Raw genomic sequence first — 19,733 nt, 5'->3', positions numbered from 1 at the left:
GGTCTTGATTTGAATGTAAATGAGATGTACAATTTAATCACGCCGGCTTAGCTCAATTGGTAGAGCAACTGAATCGTAATCAGTAGGTTGGGGGTTCAAGTCCTCTAGCCGGCACCATAACATTTACACCAGTTGGTGTTTTTTTTATATATTCACAGTTTATCACAATCGCTCGAGGCAGTCGATGGTTGTTTTTTGAAATATATAGAAAAAACATTTCAAACCACACTTAGCTTGTAAGGGGTTTACGTCCTTTATTTAAAGGAATTGAATGAAATATTATTTCAGTTTATGGGGCTACCAATTTGAAAATGAATTTGATATAATGACAATGTACATAAAGGAGAATATCATGGAAGGTTTAGAATTACTTAGTTTTCAAATGATTTCATTTAACGGGTCGGCTCGTTCATGTTTTGTGGAAGCAATTCAGGCAGCGAAAGAGGGCGACTTCGAACGTGCAGAACAGCTTATGGCTGAAGGTGAAGAACAATTTGTTGAGGGACATCGTGTTCATGCACAATTAATTCAACAAGAAGCTCAAAATGGCGCAACTCAAGTGAACTTGTTGTTGATTCATGCTGAAGATCAAATGATGAGCGCAGAAGTATTAAAAATTATGGCTACAGAACTTATTGACATTCACAAGAAAATTCAATAAGAGCTGTGGCTCTTTTTTTATTTTTAGGCACATGGTACAATGCAATTAGTGAGATAGAAACATAAAATAAGGAGATCATCATGTTAAAAGAAAATAAAATATGGATTGCACAGGGCGATGCGCCTGTGTATATTTTACCGCAGATGTTAAATCGTCATGGACTGATCACCGGTGCTACAGGTACCGGTAAGACAGTTACATTGAAAGTTTTAACCGAAGCATTAAGTGACTTAGGTGTTCCTACGTTTTTAGCGGATATTAAAGGTGATGTGTCCGGACTTGCCTCCGCAGGGGTTGATAATCCTAATGTGTCCAGTCGCGTTGAAAAGTTTGGCGTGGATGGTTTTGAGTATAAAGGGTTTCCTGTAACGTTTTGGGATATTTACGGTAAGGGTGGTATTCCTGTTCGTACTACGATTTCAGAAATGGGTCCAGTCATGCTTTCAAAGCTTATGGATCTTAATGAAACGCAAGCAAGTGTGTTATCTTTAGTTTTCAAAATTGCGGATGCACAAGGGTTGTTGTTGCTTGATATCAAGGATTTAAAAGCAATGTTGGATTATGTTTACCAAAACAATAAAGAACTTGCTGCACAATATGGTTTAATGTCGACACAAACAGTTGGGGCGGTTGTTCGTAAGGTTGTTTTCTTAGAGGAACAAGGCGCAGATATTTTCTTTGGTGAACCGGCTTTAGATATTCAAGATTGGATTTGTACGGATTCAAATGGTCGCGGTATGATTAATATTCTTCATAGTGTTGAGTTGTTTCGTCAACCAACCCTTTATGCAACCTTTTTACTTTGGATGTTATCGGAACTCTTTGAAACATTACCTGAAGTAGGGGATGTAGAGAAACCTAAGATGGTGTTTTTCTTTGATGAAGCACATCTCCTGTTTAAAGATGTTCCAAAAGCCCTGGTGGATCGTATTGAACTTGTAGTTAAGTTGATTCGTTCAAAAGGTGTTGGTGTTTATTTTATTTCTCAAAGTCCTTCAGACGTCCCTGACCGTGTTTTAAGTCAACTCGGAAACCGTATCCAACATGCACTTCGTGCGTACACTCCAGGAGAACAAAAACAAGTGAGAGCTGCTGCTCAAAGCTTTAGAGCCAATCCTAATTTTAATACTGAGACGGCTATTATGGAACTGGGTACAGGCGAAGCGATTATTTCAACGCTTGATGAAAAGGGTACGCCACAAATTGCAGAACGTGCCTTCGTGTTACCACCACAGAGTCTTATGGCTGAAGTGGATGCAAGCATGCGGGTATCAATGATTCAAAACAGTAGTTTTAATCAAAAATACATGGAGTCGATTGATCGATTTTCAGCGTATGAGTCTTTAGCAGAAAAAATGACTCAAGCAGGGATTGAAGAGGAGCAAGAAAAAGTAAATTTAGAACTTGAAAAAGAACGTCTCGCATTTGAGAAAGAGAAACAAAAATTAGAAAAAGAAAAAGAAAAATTACAAAACCGTAAGAAGACCACAACTCGTCACCGTCAGACACCGATTGAAAAGGGAATGAATCGTACGATGAGTACCATCGGTAACGAGTTAGGTAAAGCGATTACAAGAAACATCATGGGGATCCTTACTGGGAAGAAATGATTGGAAATGTTAACGCTTTCTTATAGACACTATTTCCCTTTGTTGTTATAATAGTTTCATATCGAGGAGGATATTATGAGAAAAATTATTTTATTATGTTCAGCAGGTATGTCAACAAGTATCCTTGTTACAAAAATGCAAGAAGCAGCTGCTGCACAAGGATATGACGTAGAAATATCAGCTCACGCTGTAAGTGAAGCCGCACGCGTTGGTGCTGATGCAGACATCATCCTGTTAGGACCTCAAGTTCGTTTTAATTTAAGTACAGTTCAAAAACAATTACCAGAAAAACCAATTGAAGTTATCGATATGCGTGCATACGGTACGATGAATGGTGAAGCTGTAATCGCAGAAGTGAAAAAAGTACTTGGTGATGCTTAAATCTAAAAATGTTAGTGTAAACTAACATTTTTTATTTTATAATAGTAAGTAATTACGATGGAGGTTATTATGAAAATAAATATCGTGTATTATTCAGCTTCAGGGAATACGCAAATGATTGCGGATTCAATTTACGAAGCAGTAGAAGATTTGGGCATTGAAGGCAGTAATGACTTTGTATCGGATGTAACAGCCGAATCCGTAATTGACGCAGATGTATTGTTCTTAGGGTCACCGGCTATGAATGATGAGAATGTTGAAGAGTATGAATTTAGACCGTTTTTTGATGAACTGCTTCCAATGCTTTCTGGAAAACGCGTTGTTCTTTTTGGGTCGTATGATTGGGGCGAAGGCGTTTGGATCGAAAATTGGGAACAGGAGATTGTAGATGCCGGTGGTATTGTGGAACGTAAGTTTGCATATCAGTGGGAACCAACCGAAGAACAATTGAAAGAAGCATATGAAGAAACAAAAAGAGTGCTATCAATGTAAATTCTTTCATAGAATGTATAATTTACATATTCTTTTGTAAAAAGTGTTGACATTTTTCATTGGGAAGGTATAATAAGTTTATAGATAGTTCATCTATCTAAAAAAACTTGTCCTTTAGACCATCGCTCATAGATAATCTATTTCCTCAAAATTATATAAATTAAGTATTCCTCCAATAATACTGACGATGGATCTTTAAAAAAACACATCACTCCCAGATGTGTTTTTTTTTCTGTTTTCGTCACAATGCATTCCGAAACTATTACAAAAACTAGCGTCTACAATAAAAAAGTTAGAAGTCTATCCGATTTTGGCTTTTTTATAAAATCGAAATACGTTATAATAGTCCTAAGTGAGGTATGTCTATGAAGGTTATGTATCCTGGATCTTTTGATCCCATCACAACTGGCCATATTGATTTAATTGAGCGTTGTGCAAAAATGTTTGATCACGTTGTTGTTGCGATAATGGTTAATGAAAAAAAATCGGGAACGTTTACAATGGCGGAGCGTTTAGAAATGGCTCATGAGTGTTTAAGTCATCTATCAAATGTTGAGGTTATGATTGGTGAAGGACTTACAATTGATTTTGCGCAAAAGCAAGCATGCCCAATTCTTGTTAGAGGGATTCGTGCGGTTATGGATTATGAAAACGAATTACAATTAGCGACTTCAAATCGTGTTTTAAATGAAACGATTGAGACTTTGTTTTTGGTTGCGTCACCTAAATACTCGTACATATCTTCAAGCGTAGCACGTGAAATTGCCCGTTATGGTGGCGACCTTAAAGGATTTGTTCCACAAAATGTTGCAAGCCGGCTGTATCGAAAATACGATATTGTAGTTTAGGTTGTAATGCGGCTTTAGCTCAGTGGATAGAGCAAGTGCCTCCTAAGCGCTGTGTCACAAGTTCGATTCTTGTAAGTCGCACCAAATGTTTTTACTCTTGAAATAGTATCAAGAGTTTTTTTATTGTTATCATGATCTCTTTGTGAGCACATCAGTTTTTAAAGGGATTTATGATATAATGTCTTATGCATATATAAAATAAATAAAAACATAAATCAAAGATCTCATTTTATGAGTTTAAGAGAGGATTATATTTTATGAAAAAGAACGCAATAGTATTAATATTGCTGATGGTGTTTAATAAATTCTTTGGAATTTTTAGAGAGTTGTTATTGGCGAAGTATTTTGGTGCAACAGCGATTACAGATGCATACATCATTGCATCTTCAATTCCGAATTCGTTGTTTAGTTTTATTGCAACAGGAATTACGACTTCGTTTATTCCGATTTTTAGTAAGATTCATAAACGTGAAGGTAATGATAAAGCAGAGGCGTTCACCAGTAATATCATTAATATCTTACTTGTAGTCTTTGTGGGTGTTATTATATTGGCGGAAATCTTTACAGAACCTTTAGTACGTGTTTTTGCTTCAGGATTTAATGCCGAGACAATGGCTTTGGCGGTATCATTTACACGCATCACATTACTTGCTGTGTTCTTTCAAACAATTTTAGCGGTATTACAAGGTTATCTTCAAATTAAAGAACGCTTTGCAGCTCATGGTATCAGTTATGTCATCATGAATATTGTCATTGTTATAAGTATTATTTTATCGAAAGGAAATTCTGTTTACCTTCTGGCATATGGTGTAACACTTGCGATTGCTAGCCAGTCATTTTTTATCTATCTGATTGCCAAACGATCGGGTTATAAACATCAATTTAAATTAAAAATTCGAGATGAACATATTAAGATCATGCTTGTAATGGCGGTTCCTGTTATTATTGGATCGTCAATTGATCAAGTTAATGCAATTTTTGATAAGACCATTGCTTCCGGTGTTATTGAAGGTGGGATTTCGATTGTGAATTACTCAAATAAAATTAGCGACTCAATAATTGGTCTTTTTGTAAGTTCAATTATTACGGTGCTCTTTCCTGCAATGGCGAAGTTTGCGGCTAATGGAGATGATGAGGGCTTAAAGAATTCGATTTCAAATACGCTTATAGCAGTGAATATGATTGTTGTTCCGGCAACACTTGGAATGATGGTATTATCAAAACCTTTGGTTCAATTGTTTTTTGGCCGTGGTGCATTCACCCCAGAAGCAGTTGTTTTAACGTCTAATGTATTAATTGCTTCATGTCTGGGATTAATTGTGAATGCGAATGCGATGATTTTATTGCGTGTCTTTTACTCTTTAGGTGATACACGCCGACCTGTTGTTTATGGAGCAATCTCCGTTGCGTCAAACATCGTTGCGAGTTTATTCTTTGTTCAGTTTATGGGGCTACCGGGCTTAACTCTTGGTACAAGTATTTCAAAACTCGTATACTTTATTCTCATTTATTATTTCTTGTACAAGATGATTGGCGATTTCAATAATAAGTATATTTTCAAAACAGTTCTAAAATTGATTATTTCGGGATCAATTATGGCAGCGGTGGTCTTCTTCGCTTACCCATTCATTAGTCCTAAGTTTAGTTTGGTAACAGGACTTGTATTCGTAGTATTGATTGGAATGCTCGTTTATTTTGTTTCTGTTAAGTTAATGAAAATTGAAGAATTTGATCAAGCGATTGAAAGCGTCAAAGTAAAATTTAAAAGTAAAGTTAAACACTAAAGTTATCGTATGAGAACTTTTTACTTGTTCGAATAGATAAGATATGTTATATTTTATTAGACTAGAAAGGTAGCAGATTGCTATCCGGTGAGACTTATGGGAAATGCGCCTACGTTAAAACATAATAAATAAAAGGAGGCGTTTTTCTATGTTTAACATAAGTCTAGATGTTAAGACGAAGCAGGGACGTGATCTTATCGCGTCTTTTTCTATGTCTGTAAATCGTGGTGATCGTATTGGTGTCGTTGGGGAAGAGGGCAATGGTAAAAGTGTTTTTCTTAAATCACTGGTAAACCGTCCTGAAATAAGTAATTTAAAAGTGAGTCGGGATTTGCATCCAGAGTCGATTGTTTTTGGGTATCTCGGTCAGGAATTAAGTGTGGCGGAGCGATCTCAAACAATTCTTGAGTTTGTGCTGGAGGACTCATGGGAACGTTTTGGGGATTTTGTGCCCTTGTTCTTATCCATGGTGCCTATGTTGACGGAACACGACTATGACCGTAGTATGGCATCTTTAAGTGGCGGTGAATGTGTTCGGATTCAATTATTAAAATTGCAGATGCAAGCGGTCGACTGTTATGTGTTGGACGAACCAACTAATAATTTAGATATGGATGGTTTGATATGGTTTGAAGCTTGGATGGACGTGCAAACAGCACCCATTATTTTTGTATCACATGATCTTGAAACGTTAAGGCATAGTGCCAATAGAGTGCTTCATTTTGAACAATTACACCGTAAATCAATTTCAAAATTAACTCTGTTTGAAGGTTCTTATGATGAATATATTCAAAGTCGCAATCGATCTTTGTCCCATCATAACCAACAGGTACGATTTCAGAAGCGATTTCAAGCAAAACAAGAAGCGAAGTGGCAAAAGCAGTATCAAAAAGTTGGTCATCAACTTCAAAATGTAAATCGTGCAGATCCAGGTCTGCAAAAGAAAATGAAGAATTTGAAAGTTCAAAAGGCACAACGTTTAAAGCAAGAATCGTTGATTCACCGTGATCAAGAGGTGGCGATTAAGATCGAAAAGCTTCCGCAAACGAATGTGTCCTCAAAAGTTGTGTTTGCGTTTGACATTGACCGATTATTCATGAACGGTAGTATCATTGGAAATAACTATAAGTATACGTTGACGTCGGGTGAGAAGATTGCGATTGTAGGGCCTAACGGTTGTGGCAAAACAACTTTATTTAATGAAATTGTTCAATCTATAACCGGTAATGTTGGTATTATGCATCAAGATTACCATCGAAATCTTGATGTTAAGAAAAATGCGATTGAAAATTGTCTTGACTCTTGTGATAAAGATGCAATCACTAAGGTTCGCTATGCATTAGGGGGATTGAACTTTACTTCAGATGAGATGGAAACCCCGGTCGAATTTTTATCGGGAGGTCAAAAGGCAAAAATCTCGCTGTTGAAAGTTTTACGTACTAAACCTGATGCATTATTGTTGGACGAGCCAACTCGAAATCTTAGTCCGTTTTCATTGATGGCAATTTATGAAATGCTGGAGGACTATAAAGGAGCGGTATGGTGTATTACCCATGACCGTCAACTTATCCATCATGTATTTGAAGATGTTCTTGAGATGACTCCGGATGGATTTATAAAACCTTAATTAATGCTTGACAGTAAGCTTATTCGTGATATTATTGCATTAATAACAAACTTTATGATTGAGATGAGTAGCTTTCAAGAAGTATGTCCAGAGAGTCTGTGGTTGGTGTGAACAGATCTTACTTCGAAAGTGAATGGCCTCATGAAAGGCGGAATGAACACTTCGGTAAGTAGTTTACGACGGTTGTCCCCGTTAACAGGACAGGAATATGTTTGTATTCCTATTGAGTTACGTATTTTACGTAGTGTTTCAGGTGGTACCGCGAAGACTTCGCCCTGTATGGGTGAAGTTTTTTTTGTTCTAAGGGAGGTGATGACTGTGGTATGAAGTGACGTGAATCAATTTAAAAATCATGATAAAGGAGAAAATAAAATGAAAATTAAAAATTTAACCATTTCGACCTTGTTTCTGACATTAGGTCTTGTATTACATATCACGGTCCCTGGTGCTGTTGGTCTGATGAAACCCGACTTTATGCTTGCATTCTTTTTCTTTGCCCTGTTTGAACTGCAATCCTTTCGTGAGGTGCTCGTCATTAGCATCGTTTGCGGATTTTTAACTGCAATGACAACTTCGATGCCTGGAGGTGAAATTGCGAATGTGGTGGATAAATTAATGACTGGTCCACTTGTGTTTTACACTTATCAGTTTCTTATAAATCGATTTAATCAAAAAATAACCTATTGCTTTATTTCGAGTATTGGAACCTTTGTTTCGGGTGTGATATTTTTAAGTGTCGTGCAAGTCTTAGGTGGGATACAACTACCATTCGAAGTGTTTCTTTTTGGAATCATTCTTCCGGCAATGGTGGTAAATAGTCTTCTTGTATTGCTTATTTCCAAGGTGTTGGAACGAATTAAACCAAAAAAAGAGGCAAAACTTCGATTTTAATTTTGAGAGTGTTTCGTATCATTGACACTTTGAGTATTTCTTGCATTTTTACATGAAAGTTTAAATATGTGTAATGAAGGCGTAAAGAGTGATGTTTATGGGTGGAACATATGTGTGTCACTTTTTAATATGAGATTAAAAAGTCTAAAAGACTCGGGAGTCAGGATGTTTGTGTGTATAAATACGATAATTTCACACTAGCATTCACATAATTTTTCGTTATAATAGGGACGAGGGATAAAATATATGAAACTTATCGATTTAACACAAACATTTAATGAAGCAACTGGGGTTTTCCCAGGAGATACGAAAACGAAATTTGATCTGGATGCATGCTTTGAAGATGATGGTTATACAAACTACTCAGTAACTGCATCTTTACATACAGGAACCCATGTGGAAGTTCCGATGCATTTATCAGGTGATGAGCGCTTTATCAGTAATTTCCCAATTGACCGTTTTATTGGTCGTGGCGTGATGATTGATGTTCGCAATCAGAAAGAAATTGATTATAAACCTGACTACGAACTCTTGGTTAACCCAGGGGACGTGGTAGTGTTTTACACGGGATTTGATGAGCGACGCGGTGAAAAAGCTTATTTTGAAGATCACCCGATTTTTACGGAGGAACTGGCAATGTTTCTCGTAGAAAAACAAATCAAAATGGTAGGAATGGATATTCCATCACCCGATTTAGAACCATATTATGTTCACAATATTCTAATGGATGCGGATATCATGATTTTAGAAAATCTAAATAACTTAGATTCGTTACGATACCATAAAGATTTTATCATTTCTGCTGTACCGCTAAAAATTGAAGCGGAAGCAAGTCCTGTCCGCGCATATGCAGTTTTAAAATAATGAAACGGTCGAGGCGATATATTTGTTTGGTAATGCTGTTAGGCTTAACAGGGTGTCACCGGAATCAACAGGTTGTCTGTGAAAAAGATTATGTTGTGAATGGAAGTCTGGTTCATGAGACATATCGTGATACACTGGTTAATGATTATACCGTAGAACGTTTGCATACGTTTCAAATTAGTGATTTGAAAGAGAATGTTGATGATTGGTTCTTAACACAACTTCCGCAAAAAGAAATTGTAATGTTTAAAGAAATTTTGAATCAAGAACACTTACGCTTCACAATGGTTAGTACCGACCAGGATTACAATACAGGAACTTTTTTAATTTCTCATCGTTATTTATTCGATATGATGAGTAAAGAGGAACTACATATTGTCTCAACAACATTTGAACAAGCCGTATTGTCTTTGGAAGCACTGCAAACTTATCGAACACAACAAAACTTTAAATGCACGCTATAGCGTGCATTTTTTATTGCTTCACGAATTGCGGTGTGGTAATGTATTGGTGTAACGATACAGAGGTGGAAGTATGAAATTAGAGATTAAGAATCTTTCAAAAGCTTTCGATCATCAAGAAGTTTTGAAAGACATTAACATAACGCTTGAAAAAGGGAAAATCTATGCGTTATTGGGGAGAAATGGTGCGGGGAAGACCACTTTCTTTAACTGTATTAGTCAAGAAATACCACGTGATAGTGGTACGGCTCATTTTGATGATGGGAGCCTGTTAACGCAGCACGATGTTGGATTTGTATACACCAATCCAATGTTGCCCGAGTTCTTAACGGGTATTGAGTTTTTAACGTTTTTTATTGATATTCATAAAGATCAAGGTTTCATACGTGAGGATGTACATGCATATTTTGATACGATTCAATTCAATCAAGATGACCGCTATAAACTGATTAAGGATTATTCGCACGGTATGCGAAATAAACTACAAATGTTATGCATCATGATGTTGAAGCCGAAAGTTTTGTTTCTTGATGAGCCTCTGACTTCATTTGATGTGGTCGCATCCATTGAAATGAAACGGCAACTTGTTTCGCTCAAAGAGGATTGTATTATGGTTTTATCTACGCATATGATGCAGATTGCTAAAGATATTTGTGATGAGGTGATCATCTTGCATCATGGAAATGCAACCCTTTTGGACTCCAGTCGCTTGCATGATTCTGCATTTGAGGAAGATATTATTGATATCTTAAGTGATAATCATGAATCATAGTGTTTTAAAAGATATTAACGTTGTAAATCGAACAAATCGATTTCTATACTATCTGCGTTCGATTAAACCATTACGGAAGGTTATTTACGCTAATGTCTATGAAAATACAGAACGAAAAAAGAAGCTTGGTCGTGTTGTAACGGTATTTCATTATCTGAAAATGATCGCGAATCATTTTATTTATTTGTTTATTTTTTTTGGGATTCTTGCTCAAGCATTGCCGCGGGTTCCTATCGAACTTATTTGGTTTCTATTGGTCATAATTAGATCGTGTGTAAGTACAATTTCAAGTGATGATTCAATTGAAAAATGGACCTTAATTCGCTCCTTCAAAGTTGACTTTAAGTCATATTATAATTTCCGTTTGCACAAAGACATTATTGAACGCATACTCTATTGTATTGCGATAATGTTTACTGTTGTGATGTATGACCAAAGTGTACTTGTGGCATCCATGATGGTTCTTGTGGTATTGGGGACAAAAGTTGTAGCAGAGGGTTTAGATCTTGCGTATTTTAACCGTTACCATAAGAAAATAAGTGGCAAACATAAGACGATATTTGTGCTTGGTTTAGTACTAAGTTTTAGCGTATTATTATTTACCAATTATTTATCAGGTGTGGTTTTTTATCTCTTAGCCGGTATCATTGTTTTAATGGCGATTGCGTTTTTGGTTCGTAGACCAATTTGCGAAGCTCAAATTCATGAATCGTATGGGTTATATATGCTTCAATCAATAAGTCCGGAAGAAAGTCTAGCGTCAATTAACCTCAAATCGAGTCAAACAATTTTACGAATTGATGATGATTATAATCTTGATCAATCTGAACAAGTTATTAATCGTTATGAAGGTTACGGCCTGTTGAATCGTCTTTTTTTAGAACGACATCGACGACTCTGGTTTAAACCGCTACGTTTTAGATTTTTAGTCATCCTTGCAGTGGTGGTTGTTAGTGTCATAAGCCTAACGATTCTGAGATCGTTTTTCCCAGATATGTATTTTCAAGTTTGGTATCCATTTTCAACTGAAATGTTTAAATCGATTGGACCTTATATTTTTATCGTCTATCTCCTGAATATTGGGGAGTCAATGACCCGTGCATACTATCTAAATTGTGATTCAAAATTATTGAACTATGCGTTTTATCGACGACCTGAAATTATTTGGAAACAGTTTGTAGGGCGTTTAGGGACACTTGTGTTTCTAAATATGATTCCGCTTATACCCATAATTATAGGTGTAGCTTTTATGGTTGGGATCCAATTAATTATTCCGATACGTGGTGAAGTTCAAATTTTTATGATTACCTTAGTGCTTTTAAGTGTTTTTTTCAGTGTTCATAATTTACTAATGTATTACACATTACAACCTTATAATGAATCGATGCAAGAAAAAGGATTCCTATATAATTTAGTGAAAGTTCTTGTTGTCATGGTTGCTTATAATGGCAATCGTTTGAGCGATATTCCAAATTTGAATTTGTGGCTTTCAATCATAACGGCATTATATTTCATTATCGGTGTGCTCTGTGTTCGTTTGTTTTCTGAGAAAACGTATAAAATTAGAAAATAGTTTATTTGGTTATTTTAAGTCGTACGAGTATGGGACTTGAACCATTAGCTTATCTTCTCTATAATTAAGGAAATGCAGGGGAGCTGGATTGATGAAAAGAAGAAAAGGGTATTTAACGGTTATGACGGCTGTGTTTTTTATGGCAGCGTTATCTCATTTGATATTCCCAAGTTATATGATTGCGAACTCGATATGGGGTTTTGACTACGGCTGGCAACGAGAACTGGGTGCAATGTATTTAGCAATTACATTTGTGAATTGTTATGCTTTGTATACTCATAATGATGACCAACAGCATATTTTGGCGATGTTAGCCATGACAATGTGTATCGGTATTGGTTTTAATAATTTAGGGGCATGGCTTTCTTCACCCTTAGATCATAATTATGTTCATATCGTAGGTGTGATTAATTTCTTGCTTATCGGTGGGTTTGGTGGATTTTACCAAGGATATCGCATAATGTCTCAGGTCGTTGAACAACGACAATAAAAAAGAGGATTTCGGTCCTCTTTTTTATTTGAATTTAACTAAACCATAAAAAAAACCAACCGAAGTTGGTTCTGTGAAATATATATTTGGTGCACCAGATAAGATTTGAACTTACACGACTTGCGTCACACGCCCCTCAAGCGTGCGCGTCTACCGATTCCGCCACTGGTGCATTGATATTAACTGCTTTTGTATTATAGCATTGGAATAAACAATGTGCAAGATTAAAAGTGGCTAATTTAATGATTTACGTAAAATATCGTGTATAATATTTATGGTTAAGAAGGAAGGTTATAATGAAAATTCATAAAAAGACGTCAATGACAGAGGGCGTCATTTGGAAAGAAATGCTTTTGTTTTCAATACCGCTTTTGATTGGGAATCTATTCCAACAATTATACAATACCGTCGATTCCTTTGTGGTTGGAAACTATGTGGGTGAAGAAGCACTTGCCGCTGTTGGAGCAAGTACACCCTTGAGTAATGTTATTATTGGGTTGTTTATGGGGATTTCAACGGGTGCTGGTATTCTTATTTCTCGCTATTTTGGAGCGAAAAAAGATGAAGAATTGCATGATTCAATTCATACCTTTATGGCGTTTTCGTTAATTGTAAGTGTTTTTCTTACTTTTTTCGGTTCGGTAATGTCTCCGATATTTTTAGGGTGGCTCAAGACACCTGCAAATATAATGGAACCGGCTACCCTTTACCTAAGAGTTTATTTTTGGGGTGTAACCGGTCTTGTTATCTATAATTCCGGTGCAGGGATTTTACGAGCAATCGGGGATTCACGCAATCCTTTAATTTATCTATGTATTTCAAGTCTTATTAATGTATCGTTGGACTTGTTGTTTGTGATTGTGTTTGATATGGGGATTTTAGGAGTTGCGGTTGCAACGCTTATTGCTCAACTCACATCCGCAATCTTAGTATGGATACATTTATTACGTGTCGAGGATATTTATCAACTAAAGATGACTGACATACGAATTCATCGTGATAAATTATATGAAATTATACGTCTTGGTATTCCAACTGGAATTCAACAGACAGTTGTTTCATTCTCAAATGTTTTGGTTCAATCATATATTAATGCATTTGGATCCGCTGCGGTCGCTGGTTTTAGTGCAGCAGATAAGTTTAATGCTTTTTTATCAATGCCAACGCAAAGTTTCTCACTCACAATAACGACCTTCACAGGTCAAAATCTGGGTGCGGGACGTAAGGAACGTATTATGGAAGGCGTTCGGACTGCTCTCGTTTTAGCGGTAGGGATTGTGATTATCATCGGAATTCCAACCTTTATTTATGCAGATCAACTGATTGCTTTCTTTTCACCTGAACCTATGGTTATAATGTATGGTGCACGCATGTTGCGGATTATGGTACCGTTCTATTTTGCACTCAGCACGACAAGTATTCTAAGTGGTGCATTAAGAGGTGCAGGACTTACAATGGTTCCAATGATAATCATGATTTCGTGTTTCACAATTTTAAGACAGATATTCTTGTTTATAATGATGCGTATTAATCATTCAATTGATTGGGTATACTGGAGCTACTCCGTTACATGGATTAGTTCAATGGTTCTTACACTTCTGTACTCAAAAGCATCACAATGGCTTGAGAAAGCATAGTCCTCCTTCGAGGACTTTTTTATGTTACAATAAAATAAAAAGGGTGGAGAATATGAAAAAATTAAACATTATCGTTGATGTTCAAAATGACTTTGTATCGGGGACGCTTGGTTTTGAAGGAGCAAATCAAGTGGTGTTGAATATTCTGGAAAAATTAGAAAATGAACAAGATTGTGACCTTGTGTTTACACGTGATACCCACGGATCCAATTATCTTGAAACGCAAGAAGGGCGTCGTTTACCGATTGAACATTGTATTTTGGGATCGAGCGGGTGGGAACTTGATATGCGTTTAAAACCCTTTGTGAAGCCGGATACGATTATTTTTAATAAACCTACTTTTGCCTCTTTAGAATTGGGTAATTATTTAGATAAAAAAAACTATGATGAGATCGAGGTGATGGGCTTAGTTTCCAATATCTGTGTTATCAGTACGTGTGTTATCGCAAAAGCTGCATGTCCTGAGGCGCGAATTATTGTAGATACATCCTGCACAGATAGTTATGACCCAGTATTAAATCAAAGTACATTTGATGTGCTTGAGGGTCTACAAGTGGATGTGATTCGATGAATCGGGCGAGTATAAAACGTGGGATTTTAGCGGTATTAGCTCTAGTTTTATTAATTGTTGGTGGAGTTGCGGTGTATTTTATCGTAGATCCAGCACCTTCTGCCTTTTTAATTCGAAGAGTGTTTGAAGGGGGTTTGGCAGTTAAACCCGAAGGTTATGAAGCAATCGAGTCAGAAGTTCGTGTTTACACAGATTTGACCTATGAATCAACGGCTGGGCGAAATACGTTTGATCTTTTTGGTCCGAAGAACACCCAAAAATTGCCTACGGTTATTTGGGTTCATGGGGGTGCTTTTGTAGGGGGTGACAAGCAGGATAACTATGAGTATGCAGTTCAATTAGCTTATCAAGGATATCGTGTCATCAATCTAAACTATGATTTAGCTCCCGAAGCGGTCTACCCTTCTCCTGTTCATCAAGTTGGTGAAGCGATTCAGTATCTTCAATCGCAGGCAGATCTTTTCGGTTTGGATATGAATAATATAATTTTAGCGGGTGATTCGGCAGGAGCACACATTATATCTCAATATATGATGGTTCAGGTCGATTCACAGTATGCGCAAAAGCTTGATCAAAGTGTTACATTAAACCCGAGTTATGTTAAAGGGATTGCGTTATTTTGTGGACCTTACGATCTAAATGGACTTTTAAATATGCAGTCTTCTTCAGGTGTTTTAGATTTCTTTATGAGTCGCTTGGCTTGGGCTTACATGGGTGAAAAGGCATGGATGGATACAGCGTACGTTGAATCGTTATCCATTCTCAATCATGTTACTAAAGATTTTCCACCCACATTTATTACGGATGGTAATCAAATGAGTTTTATGGAAGACGGTTTAAAAATGCAAGAAAAATTGGAATCGTTGCAAGTTCCGGTGACTTCTGTGTTTTATGAAGATGTTGCGGATGTTTTAGGTCATGAGTATCAATTTAAAATGGATAATCCTTATTCCGTCCATACATTTGAGGAATTTGTAGGATTCCTTAACAAATATGCTAAGAAGGTGTGAAGACTCACATCTTTTTTGATGGGGTTTTATATATGCAATGAATATGCGATAATGTTATAATAAACACATGAAATGAGGAAGTTATGAAGAAACGTTTAGGATTATTGAGTGTCGTGATTATCGCTATCGATTTGCTGTCAAAGGCATGGATCGACAAAACGATTCCATTATGGGAATCTTTACACGTTATACCCGGATTTTTCTCACTTCGGTATGTACGTAATACAGGGGCAGCATGGAGTATGTTTGACGGTCAGAAATGGCTTTTTATCGTACTTGCAACAGCAGTTTGCATCGTGCTCGCTTATTATTATGTAAAAGAAGATAAACCTGTCATTTTGACAGCGATTGCCTTAATGTTTGCAGGTGCTTTTGGGAATTTGTTTGACCGCGCAATTTATGGCTATGTACGTGATATGTTTGCGTTCAATATCTTTGGATATCAGTTTCCTGTATTTAACGTAGCAGATATGAGTTTGGTTGTGGGCGTTTTTATTCTCGCAGTTGTACTCTATCTCGATGAAAGAGGTCAAAAATATGAATAAATTAATTGTAGAAGAAATGTTTGATGGAATGAGAATTGATCAGTATATGGCTCTTGCTGTAACAGATTATTCTCGTAGTGTATTACAAACATGGATTAAAAATGGAAATATTACAGTAAATGGTAATGTTGTTAAACCAAACCTTCGCTTAAAAGAAGATGATGTAGTGGCGTATGAAATTACTGAGGAGCAAATTTCAATTGTTCCAGTACCAATGGATTTAGATATTGTTTATGAAGATGATGCAATTTTAGTTGTTAACAAACCAAAAGGTTTAATTGTTCACCCATCACCATCAACGTTAAATCAACCAACATTGGTTCACGGACTATTGGCACATACAACGCAATTGAGTGATCTTAATGGCGAATTGCGCCCAGGTATTGTTCATAGAATTGATAAGGATACAACGGGTTTATTAGTTGTTGCGAAAACAAATGAAGCACATGAAATTTTAGTAGAAGATTTAAAGCAACGTTTAATTTCGCGAGAGTACGTGGCAATTGTGCATCACCAATTTAAACATCAAAGTGCTACGGTCGATGCGCCAATTGGTCGTGATCCTAAAAACCGTCAACGTATGGCAGTTACAGATCAAAACAGTAAGCATGCAGTAACACATTTCTATCTTACAGAACGTTTTAATGATTTTAGTGTGTTGCGTTGTAAATTGGATACAGGTCGTACACATCAAATTCGTGTTCACGCTCAGTATATTAAGCATCCTATTGTTGGAGATCAAACATATAGTTATAAAAATACATGGGAAACAAATGGTCAGTGCTTGCATGCACAAAAATTAACGTTAACGCATCCCGTTAGCAAAGAGGTTATGACGTTTGAAGCTGAATTACCTCAAACAATGAAAGACGTTATCGAGGAAATCAGGAGGTTAGATTAATGTATACAAAGTCTCAATATGATGCATGGGTAATTGAAGTCGCAAACTATTTTATGAAGCATTTTCAATATCAAATGGTTTCAATGACTCAAGACAGTTCACAGGTTTGGCTTGTGAATCAAAATGTTGAGGACAATGCGATTATTATGGTTACCTCCACATCCCTTTCAAATATTGATCGCGAGATGATTTCAAAACATCGTGAAAGTCTCGCCCTTGTATTTAAAACAAAGGCAGAAGGGCTTAATATTAGTGTTAATCAAGAGGATAAAGTCGGAGATGATGTGAATGTGGTTGTAGGACCGAATTTTATCTCATCCTCACAACTTCTTACCTCATACGGTGATTTAAGTGGACTTTTAAAAATAAGCCAAAATCCAGATCGCTCGCTTTCAAAGGCAGTGCTTAATTTGAAAAAAACGATCGGTAGAATGCAAAAACAAGCACGATACCGTTCTTTTCCTGTAACCAATGTCATCTCAATGATTTGTGTTGTTGTTTTTTTACTCGCACAATACTTAATTTTAGTTTCAGAGATAAACATTAATACTGTTGCAGTGATGTTAGGTGCCTTTTATAAACCGTTTATCGTTCATGCTCATGAATGGTTCAGATTTATTACTGCAGGTTTTCTTCATATTTCTTTTCTACACTTAATCATGAACTTAATGGCTCTCAGAAATTTAGGCGTGGTTATGGAAACTGTGATGGAAGGGAAAAAATATCTCTTTACTCTAATCGCGGGTATTCTTATGGGTAATGCATTTGTCTTTATTCTGGATGAGGGTGTCATCGGTCTTGGTATTAGTGGTGGACTGTTTGCGTTGTTAGGCGCAATGTGTGTCTATTTATTTGAAACAAAAGCGATGCGTAACCCTAAAGTTATGTCTCAAGTCTTTCAGGTCTTATTTATTAATCTCATTATCAGTTCATTACCAGGTGTTAGTGCAACAGCCCACTTAGGGGGATTGATTGCAGGATTATTGTGTGGACTTGTTTTCTCAAAACGAAAAGATTGGGATTATTTACGCAAAGGAACAATGGTACTATCTGCTGTATTTGTGGTAGGGATTGTGGTTGTGATGACGCAACATGCGGGTACCTTATCAAGCCCAAGGTTGGATATGTCGGTTATTAATAGCTGGTATGAACTTGGGTTTAAAAATTATGCAAACCGTTTAAGCGGTTTTATGAAGTAGGGGGTTTTATGAGTAAACGAGATAATGTCATTTCTTGGGATGAATATTTTATGGGCCTCGCTCATTTGTCTGCGTTGCGTTCTAAAGATCCTTCAACTCAAGTTGGTGCAGCAATTGTAGATCAGCAAAAAAAAATCGTTGGAATTGGCTATAATGGCCTTCCAACGGGATTGAGTGATGATGCGTTTCCTTGGGAACGCGAGGGAGATTTTCAAACGACGAAATATGCATATGTGGTTCATGCAGAATTAAATGCAATTTTGAATGCGACCCAATCCTTACAAGGGTGTACGATTTATGTATCATTGTTCCCATGTAATGAATGTTCCAAGGCAATTATTCAAAGTGGTATTAAAGAAATTGTTTATGAAGATGATAAGTACGCAGGAACGGATGCTGTCTTAGTATCGAAGCGCATGCTTGATGCTGCTGGTGTTTCTTATCGAAAAATTGATAAAGCAATTTGTGTTTCGCTTACGCATCGTTAAGAATTCGTGCTGTATTGGCAAAGTGAACTTTCGCAACATTATCAAGTTCTTCTTTTCCATACCGTCTAACAAATTCTTTTCCAAATGTGTCAACATGGGCACCTGCCCCTTTAGGAAAGACGCAGTCATATTTTGTTGAGAGTTTATCGAGGTAATCTAAAAAACCAAATCGAGCAATAATTGCACCGCATGCGACTGCAATAAACTTGTTCTCTGCTTTTGTTTCGAAGATAAGCCCACGAAATATTTCAGGTTCTCCTTTGAGTGCGTTGTAATAAGGTTTCTCGGCCATAAATTGATCAATGATTGCGTAAGGTGGCATTTCATATCGTTTTTTAAGATTTAAGAATGCTTGATTATGTAGTTTTGCCTTGATGACATTCATGTTCATTGTGTCATGGACACGGTTGTATTTTTTATTATCAAGAATAAGAAGACTGTATTGAAGTTCTTTTTTAAGGATTGGAGCAATTTTTCGAATCTTATCGTCTGTCATTTGTTTTGAATCGACAATTTCCGCAACGGGAATTCGTTGCAAGTCAGATTCGTTTACGATACAAGCGCAGACGGTGATTGGACCAAAGTAATCTCCAGTACCCACTTCGTCGCTGCCTGCCATCGATCCTTCAATCTGCTGTGTTGATGCAAGCGGTGATTTGGGCTTTGAAGTTTGATCAGAATAAGATGAAGCGTGAAATTCTGCGCCTTCACCGCTGAAAACAACCTTACCGCTGGTGTAGGCTGTGATGGTGACATCACTTCCCTTAATTTGGAAGTGTGTGTATTGAATATCGTAACGAATTGGATATTTTGAATATCGTGATTTTAATTCGTTTATCTGTTTGTCTGTTAGTTTTATTGTAATAGTTGTCATACTAATAATATAGACTATTTCGATTGAAATTAATAGTTGAACTCATTAAATAAA

At 36.6% G+C, this 19,733-nt stretch carries 21 protein-coding genes, 3 tRNA genes and 1 other annotated feature; of the genes, 22 read left to right on the top strand and 2 right to left on the bottom strand.

Annotated elements, in window-relative coordinates; translation table 11 throughout:
• The first annotated feature begins 41 nt into the window (after window positions 1–41).
• The 15 genes from NMG63_RS06090 to NMG63_RS06020 all read left to right on the top strand — a co-directional run bounded on the left by NMG63_RS06090 (window position 42) and on the right by NMG63_RS06020 (window position 12,454).
• A tRNA-Thr gene (locus NMG63_RS06090) sits at window positions 42–117 on the top strand.
• Between the two features lie 235 nt (window positions 118–352).
• Complete coding sequence (locus NMG63_RS06085) at window positions 353–661, top strand: PTS lactose/cellobiose transporter subunit IIA (RefSeq protein ID WP_013853133.1); 309 nt, start codon at window positions 353–355, stop codon at window positions 659–661.
• A gap of 80 nt (window positions 662–741) precedes the next feature.
• Window positions 742–2,271, top strand: a complete 1,530-nt coding sequence (locus NMG63_RS06080; RefSeq protein WP_254006691.1) for a helicase HerA-like domain-containing protein — start codon at window positions 742–744, stop codon at window positions 2,269–2,271.
• Window positions 2,272–2,346: 75 nt separating this feature from the next.
• Entirely contained in the window at window positions 2,347–2,652 is a 306-nt protein-coding gene (locus NMG63_RS06075; protein WP_003775282.1) for a PTS sugar transporter subunit IIB, read from the top strand.
• Between the two features lie 69 nt (window positions 2,653–2,721).
• Entirely contained in the window at window positions 2,722–3,144 is a 423-nt protein-coding gene (locus tag NMG63_RS06070) for a flavodoxin domain-containing protein (protein WP_254006690.1), read from the top strand.
• Window positions 3,145–3,509: 365 nt separating this feature from the next.
• Window positions 3,510–3,992 carry a pantetheine-phosphate adenylyltransferase gene (gene coaD / locus NMG63_RS06065; RefSeq protein ID WP_254006689.1) on the top strand — a complete coding sequence of 161 codons (483 nt, stop codon included), beginning with the start codon at window positions 3,510–3,512 and terminating at the stop codon, window positions 3,990–3,992.
• An 8-nt stretch (window positions 3,993–4,000) separates the two neighbouring features.
• Window positions 4,001–4,076, top strand: a tRNA-Arg gene (locus NMG63_RS06060).
• Between the two features lie 173 nt (window positions 4,077–4,249).
• Window positions 4,250–5,776 (top strand): murein biosynthesis integral membrane protein MurJ, encoded by a 1,527-nt coding sequence (murJ, locus tag NMG63_RS06055; protein WP_254006688.1) that lies wholly within the window; start codon window positions 4,250–4,252, stop codon window positions 5,774–5,776.
• 148 nt (window positions 5,777–5,924) lie between these two features.
• Window positions 5,925–7,403: an ATP-binding cassette domain-containing protein gene (locus NMG63_RS06050; protein WP_254006687.1), complete on the top strand. Its 1,479-nt coding sequence runs from the start codon at window positions 5,925–5,927 to the stop codon at window positions 7,401–7,403.
• Window positions 7,404–7,448: 45 nt separating this feature from the next.
• Window positions 7,449–7,684, top strand: a binding site (T-box leader).
• Between the two features lie 91 nt (window positions 7,685–7,775).
• Window positions 7,776–8,294 carry a tryptophan transporter gene (locus NMG63_RS06045; RefSeq protein WP_254006686.1) on the top strand — a complete coding sequence of 173 codons (519 nt, stop codon included), beginning with the start codon at window positions 7,776–7,778 and terminating at the stop codon, window positions 8,292–8,294.
• Between the two features lie 246 nt (window positions 8,295–8,540).
• A complete protein-coding gene (locus tag NMG63_RS06040; protein ID WP_254006685.1) occupies window positions 8,541–9,158 on the top strand; it encodes a cyclase family protein in 618 nt (205 codons plus the stop codon).
• Window positions 9,158–9,622: a hypothetical protein gene (locus tag NMG63_RS06035; RefSeq protein WP_254006684.1), complete on the top strand. Its 465-nt coding sequence runs from the start codon at window positions 9,158–9,160 to the stop codon at window positions 9,620–9,622. The genes NMG63_RS06040 and NMG63_RS06035 overlap by 1 nt, the downstream gene beginning before the upstream one ends.
• 70 nt (window positions 9,623–9,692) lie before the next feature.
• On the top strand, window positions 9,693–10,391 hold the full coding sequence (locus NMG63_RS06030) for an ABC transporter ATP-binding protein (protein ID WP_254006683.1): 699 nt from the start codon (window positions 9,693–9,695) through the stop codon (window positions 10,389–10,391).
• The gene (locus NMG63_RS06025) at window positions 10,381–11,964 is read left to right on the top strand and encodes a hypothetical protein (RefSeq protein ID WP_254006682.1); all 1,584 of its coding nucleotides are present in this window, start codon (window positions 10,381–10,383) and stop codon (window positions 11,962–11,964) included. Before NMG63_RS06030 ends, NMG63_RS06025 begins: the two co-directional genes overlap by 11 nt.
• 91 nt (window positions 11,965–12,055) lie before the next feature.
• Window positions 12,056–12,454: a hypothetical protein gene (locus NMG63_RS06020; RefSeq protein WP_254006681.1), complete on the top strand. Its 399-nt coding sequence runs from the start codon at window positions 12,056–12,058 to the stop codon at window positions 12,452–12,454.
• 87 nt (window positions 12,455–12,541) lie between these two features.
• On the opposite strand, the gene NMG63_RS06015 is transcribed toward NMG63_RS06020, so the two are convergent.
• Window positions 12,542–12,626, bottom strand: a tRNA-Leu gene (locus tag NMG63_RS06015).
• Between the two features lie 124 nt (window positions 12,627–12,750).
• Here NMG63_RS06015 and NMG63_RS06010 point away from each other — a divergent pair.
• From NMG63_RS06010 to NMG63_RS05980, 7 genes are all read left to right on the top strand, one after another.
• Window positions 12,751–14,091, top strand: coding sequence for an MATE family efflux transporter (locus NMG63_RS06010; protein ID WP_254006680.1), 1,341 nt, complete (start codon window positions 12,751–12,753; stop codon window positions 14,089–14,091).
• Window positions 14,092–14,143: 52 nt separating this feature from the next.
• Window positions 14,144–14,662: a cysteine hydrolase family protein gene (locus NMG63_RS06005; protein ID WP_254006679.1), complete on the top strand. Its 519-nt coding sequence runs from the start codon at window positions 14,144–14,146 to the stop codon at window positions 14,660–14,662.
• A complete protein-coding gene (locus NMG63_RS06000) occupies window positions 14,659–15,672 on the top strand; it encodes an alpha/beta hydrolase (RefSeq protein WP_254006678.1) in 1,014 nt (337 codons plus the stop codon). Before NMG63_RS06005 ends, NMG63_RS06000 begins: the two co-directional genes overlap by 4 nt.
• An 83-nt stretch (window positions 15,673–15,755) precedes the next feature.
• Window positions 15,756–16,217 (top strand): signal peptidase II, encoded by a 462-nt coding sequence (gene lspA / locus NMG63_RS05995; RefSeq protein ID WP_254006677.1) that lies wholly within the window; start codon window positions 15,756–15,758, stop codon window positions 16,215–16,217.
• Window positions 16,210–17,118, top strand: a complete 909-nt coding sequence (locus tag NMG63_RS05990) for an RluA family pseudouridine synthase (RefSeq protein WP_254006676.1) — start codon at window positions 16,210–16,212, stop codon at window positions 17,116–17,118. The genes lspA and NMG63_RS05990 overlap by 8 nt, the downstream gene beginning before the upstream one ends.
• Entirely contained in the window at window positions 17,118–18,317 is a 1,200-nt protein-coding gene (locus tag NMG63_RS05985; protein ID WP_254006675.1) for a rhomboid family intramembrane serine protease, read from the top strand. The genes NMG63_RS05990 and NMG63_RS05985 overlap by 1 nt, the downstream gene beginning before the upstream one ends.
• 8 nt (window positions 18,318–18,325) lie before the next feature.
• A complete protein-coding gene (locus tag NMG63_RS05980; protein ID WP_254006674.1) occupies window positions 18,326–18,805 on the top strand; it encodes a deoxycytidylate deaminase in 480 nt (159 codons plus the stop codon).
• Here NMG63_RS05980 and rnhC read toward each other — a convergent pair.
• Window positions 18,792–19,679, bottom strand: coding sequence for a ribonuclease HIII (gene rnhC, locus NMG63_RS05975; protein ID WP_254006673.1), 888 nt, complete (start codon window positions 19,677–19,679; stop codon window positions 18,792–18,794). The genes NMG63_RS05980 and rnhC overlap by 14 nt on opposite strands.
• Window positions 19,680–19,733 lie beyond the last annotated feature (54 nt).

The organism is Erysipelothrix amsterdamensis (assembly GCF_940143175.1).
GTDB classification, from domain to species: Bacteria; Bacillota_I; Bacilli_A; order Erysipelotrichales; family Erysipelotrichaceae; genus Erysipelothrix; species Erysipelothrix amsterdamensis.
Note: the sequence above shows the minus strand (reverse complement) of the source record. Positions and strands in the feature narration are given on the sequence as shown.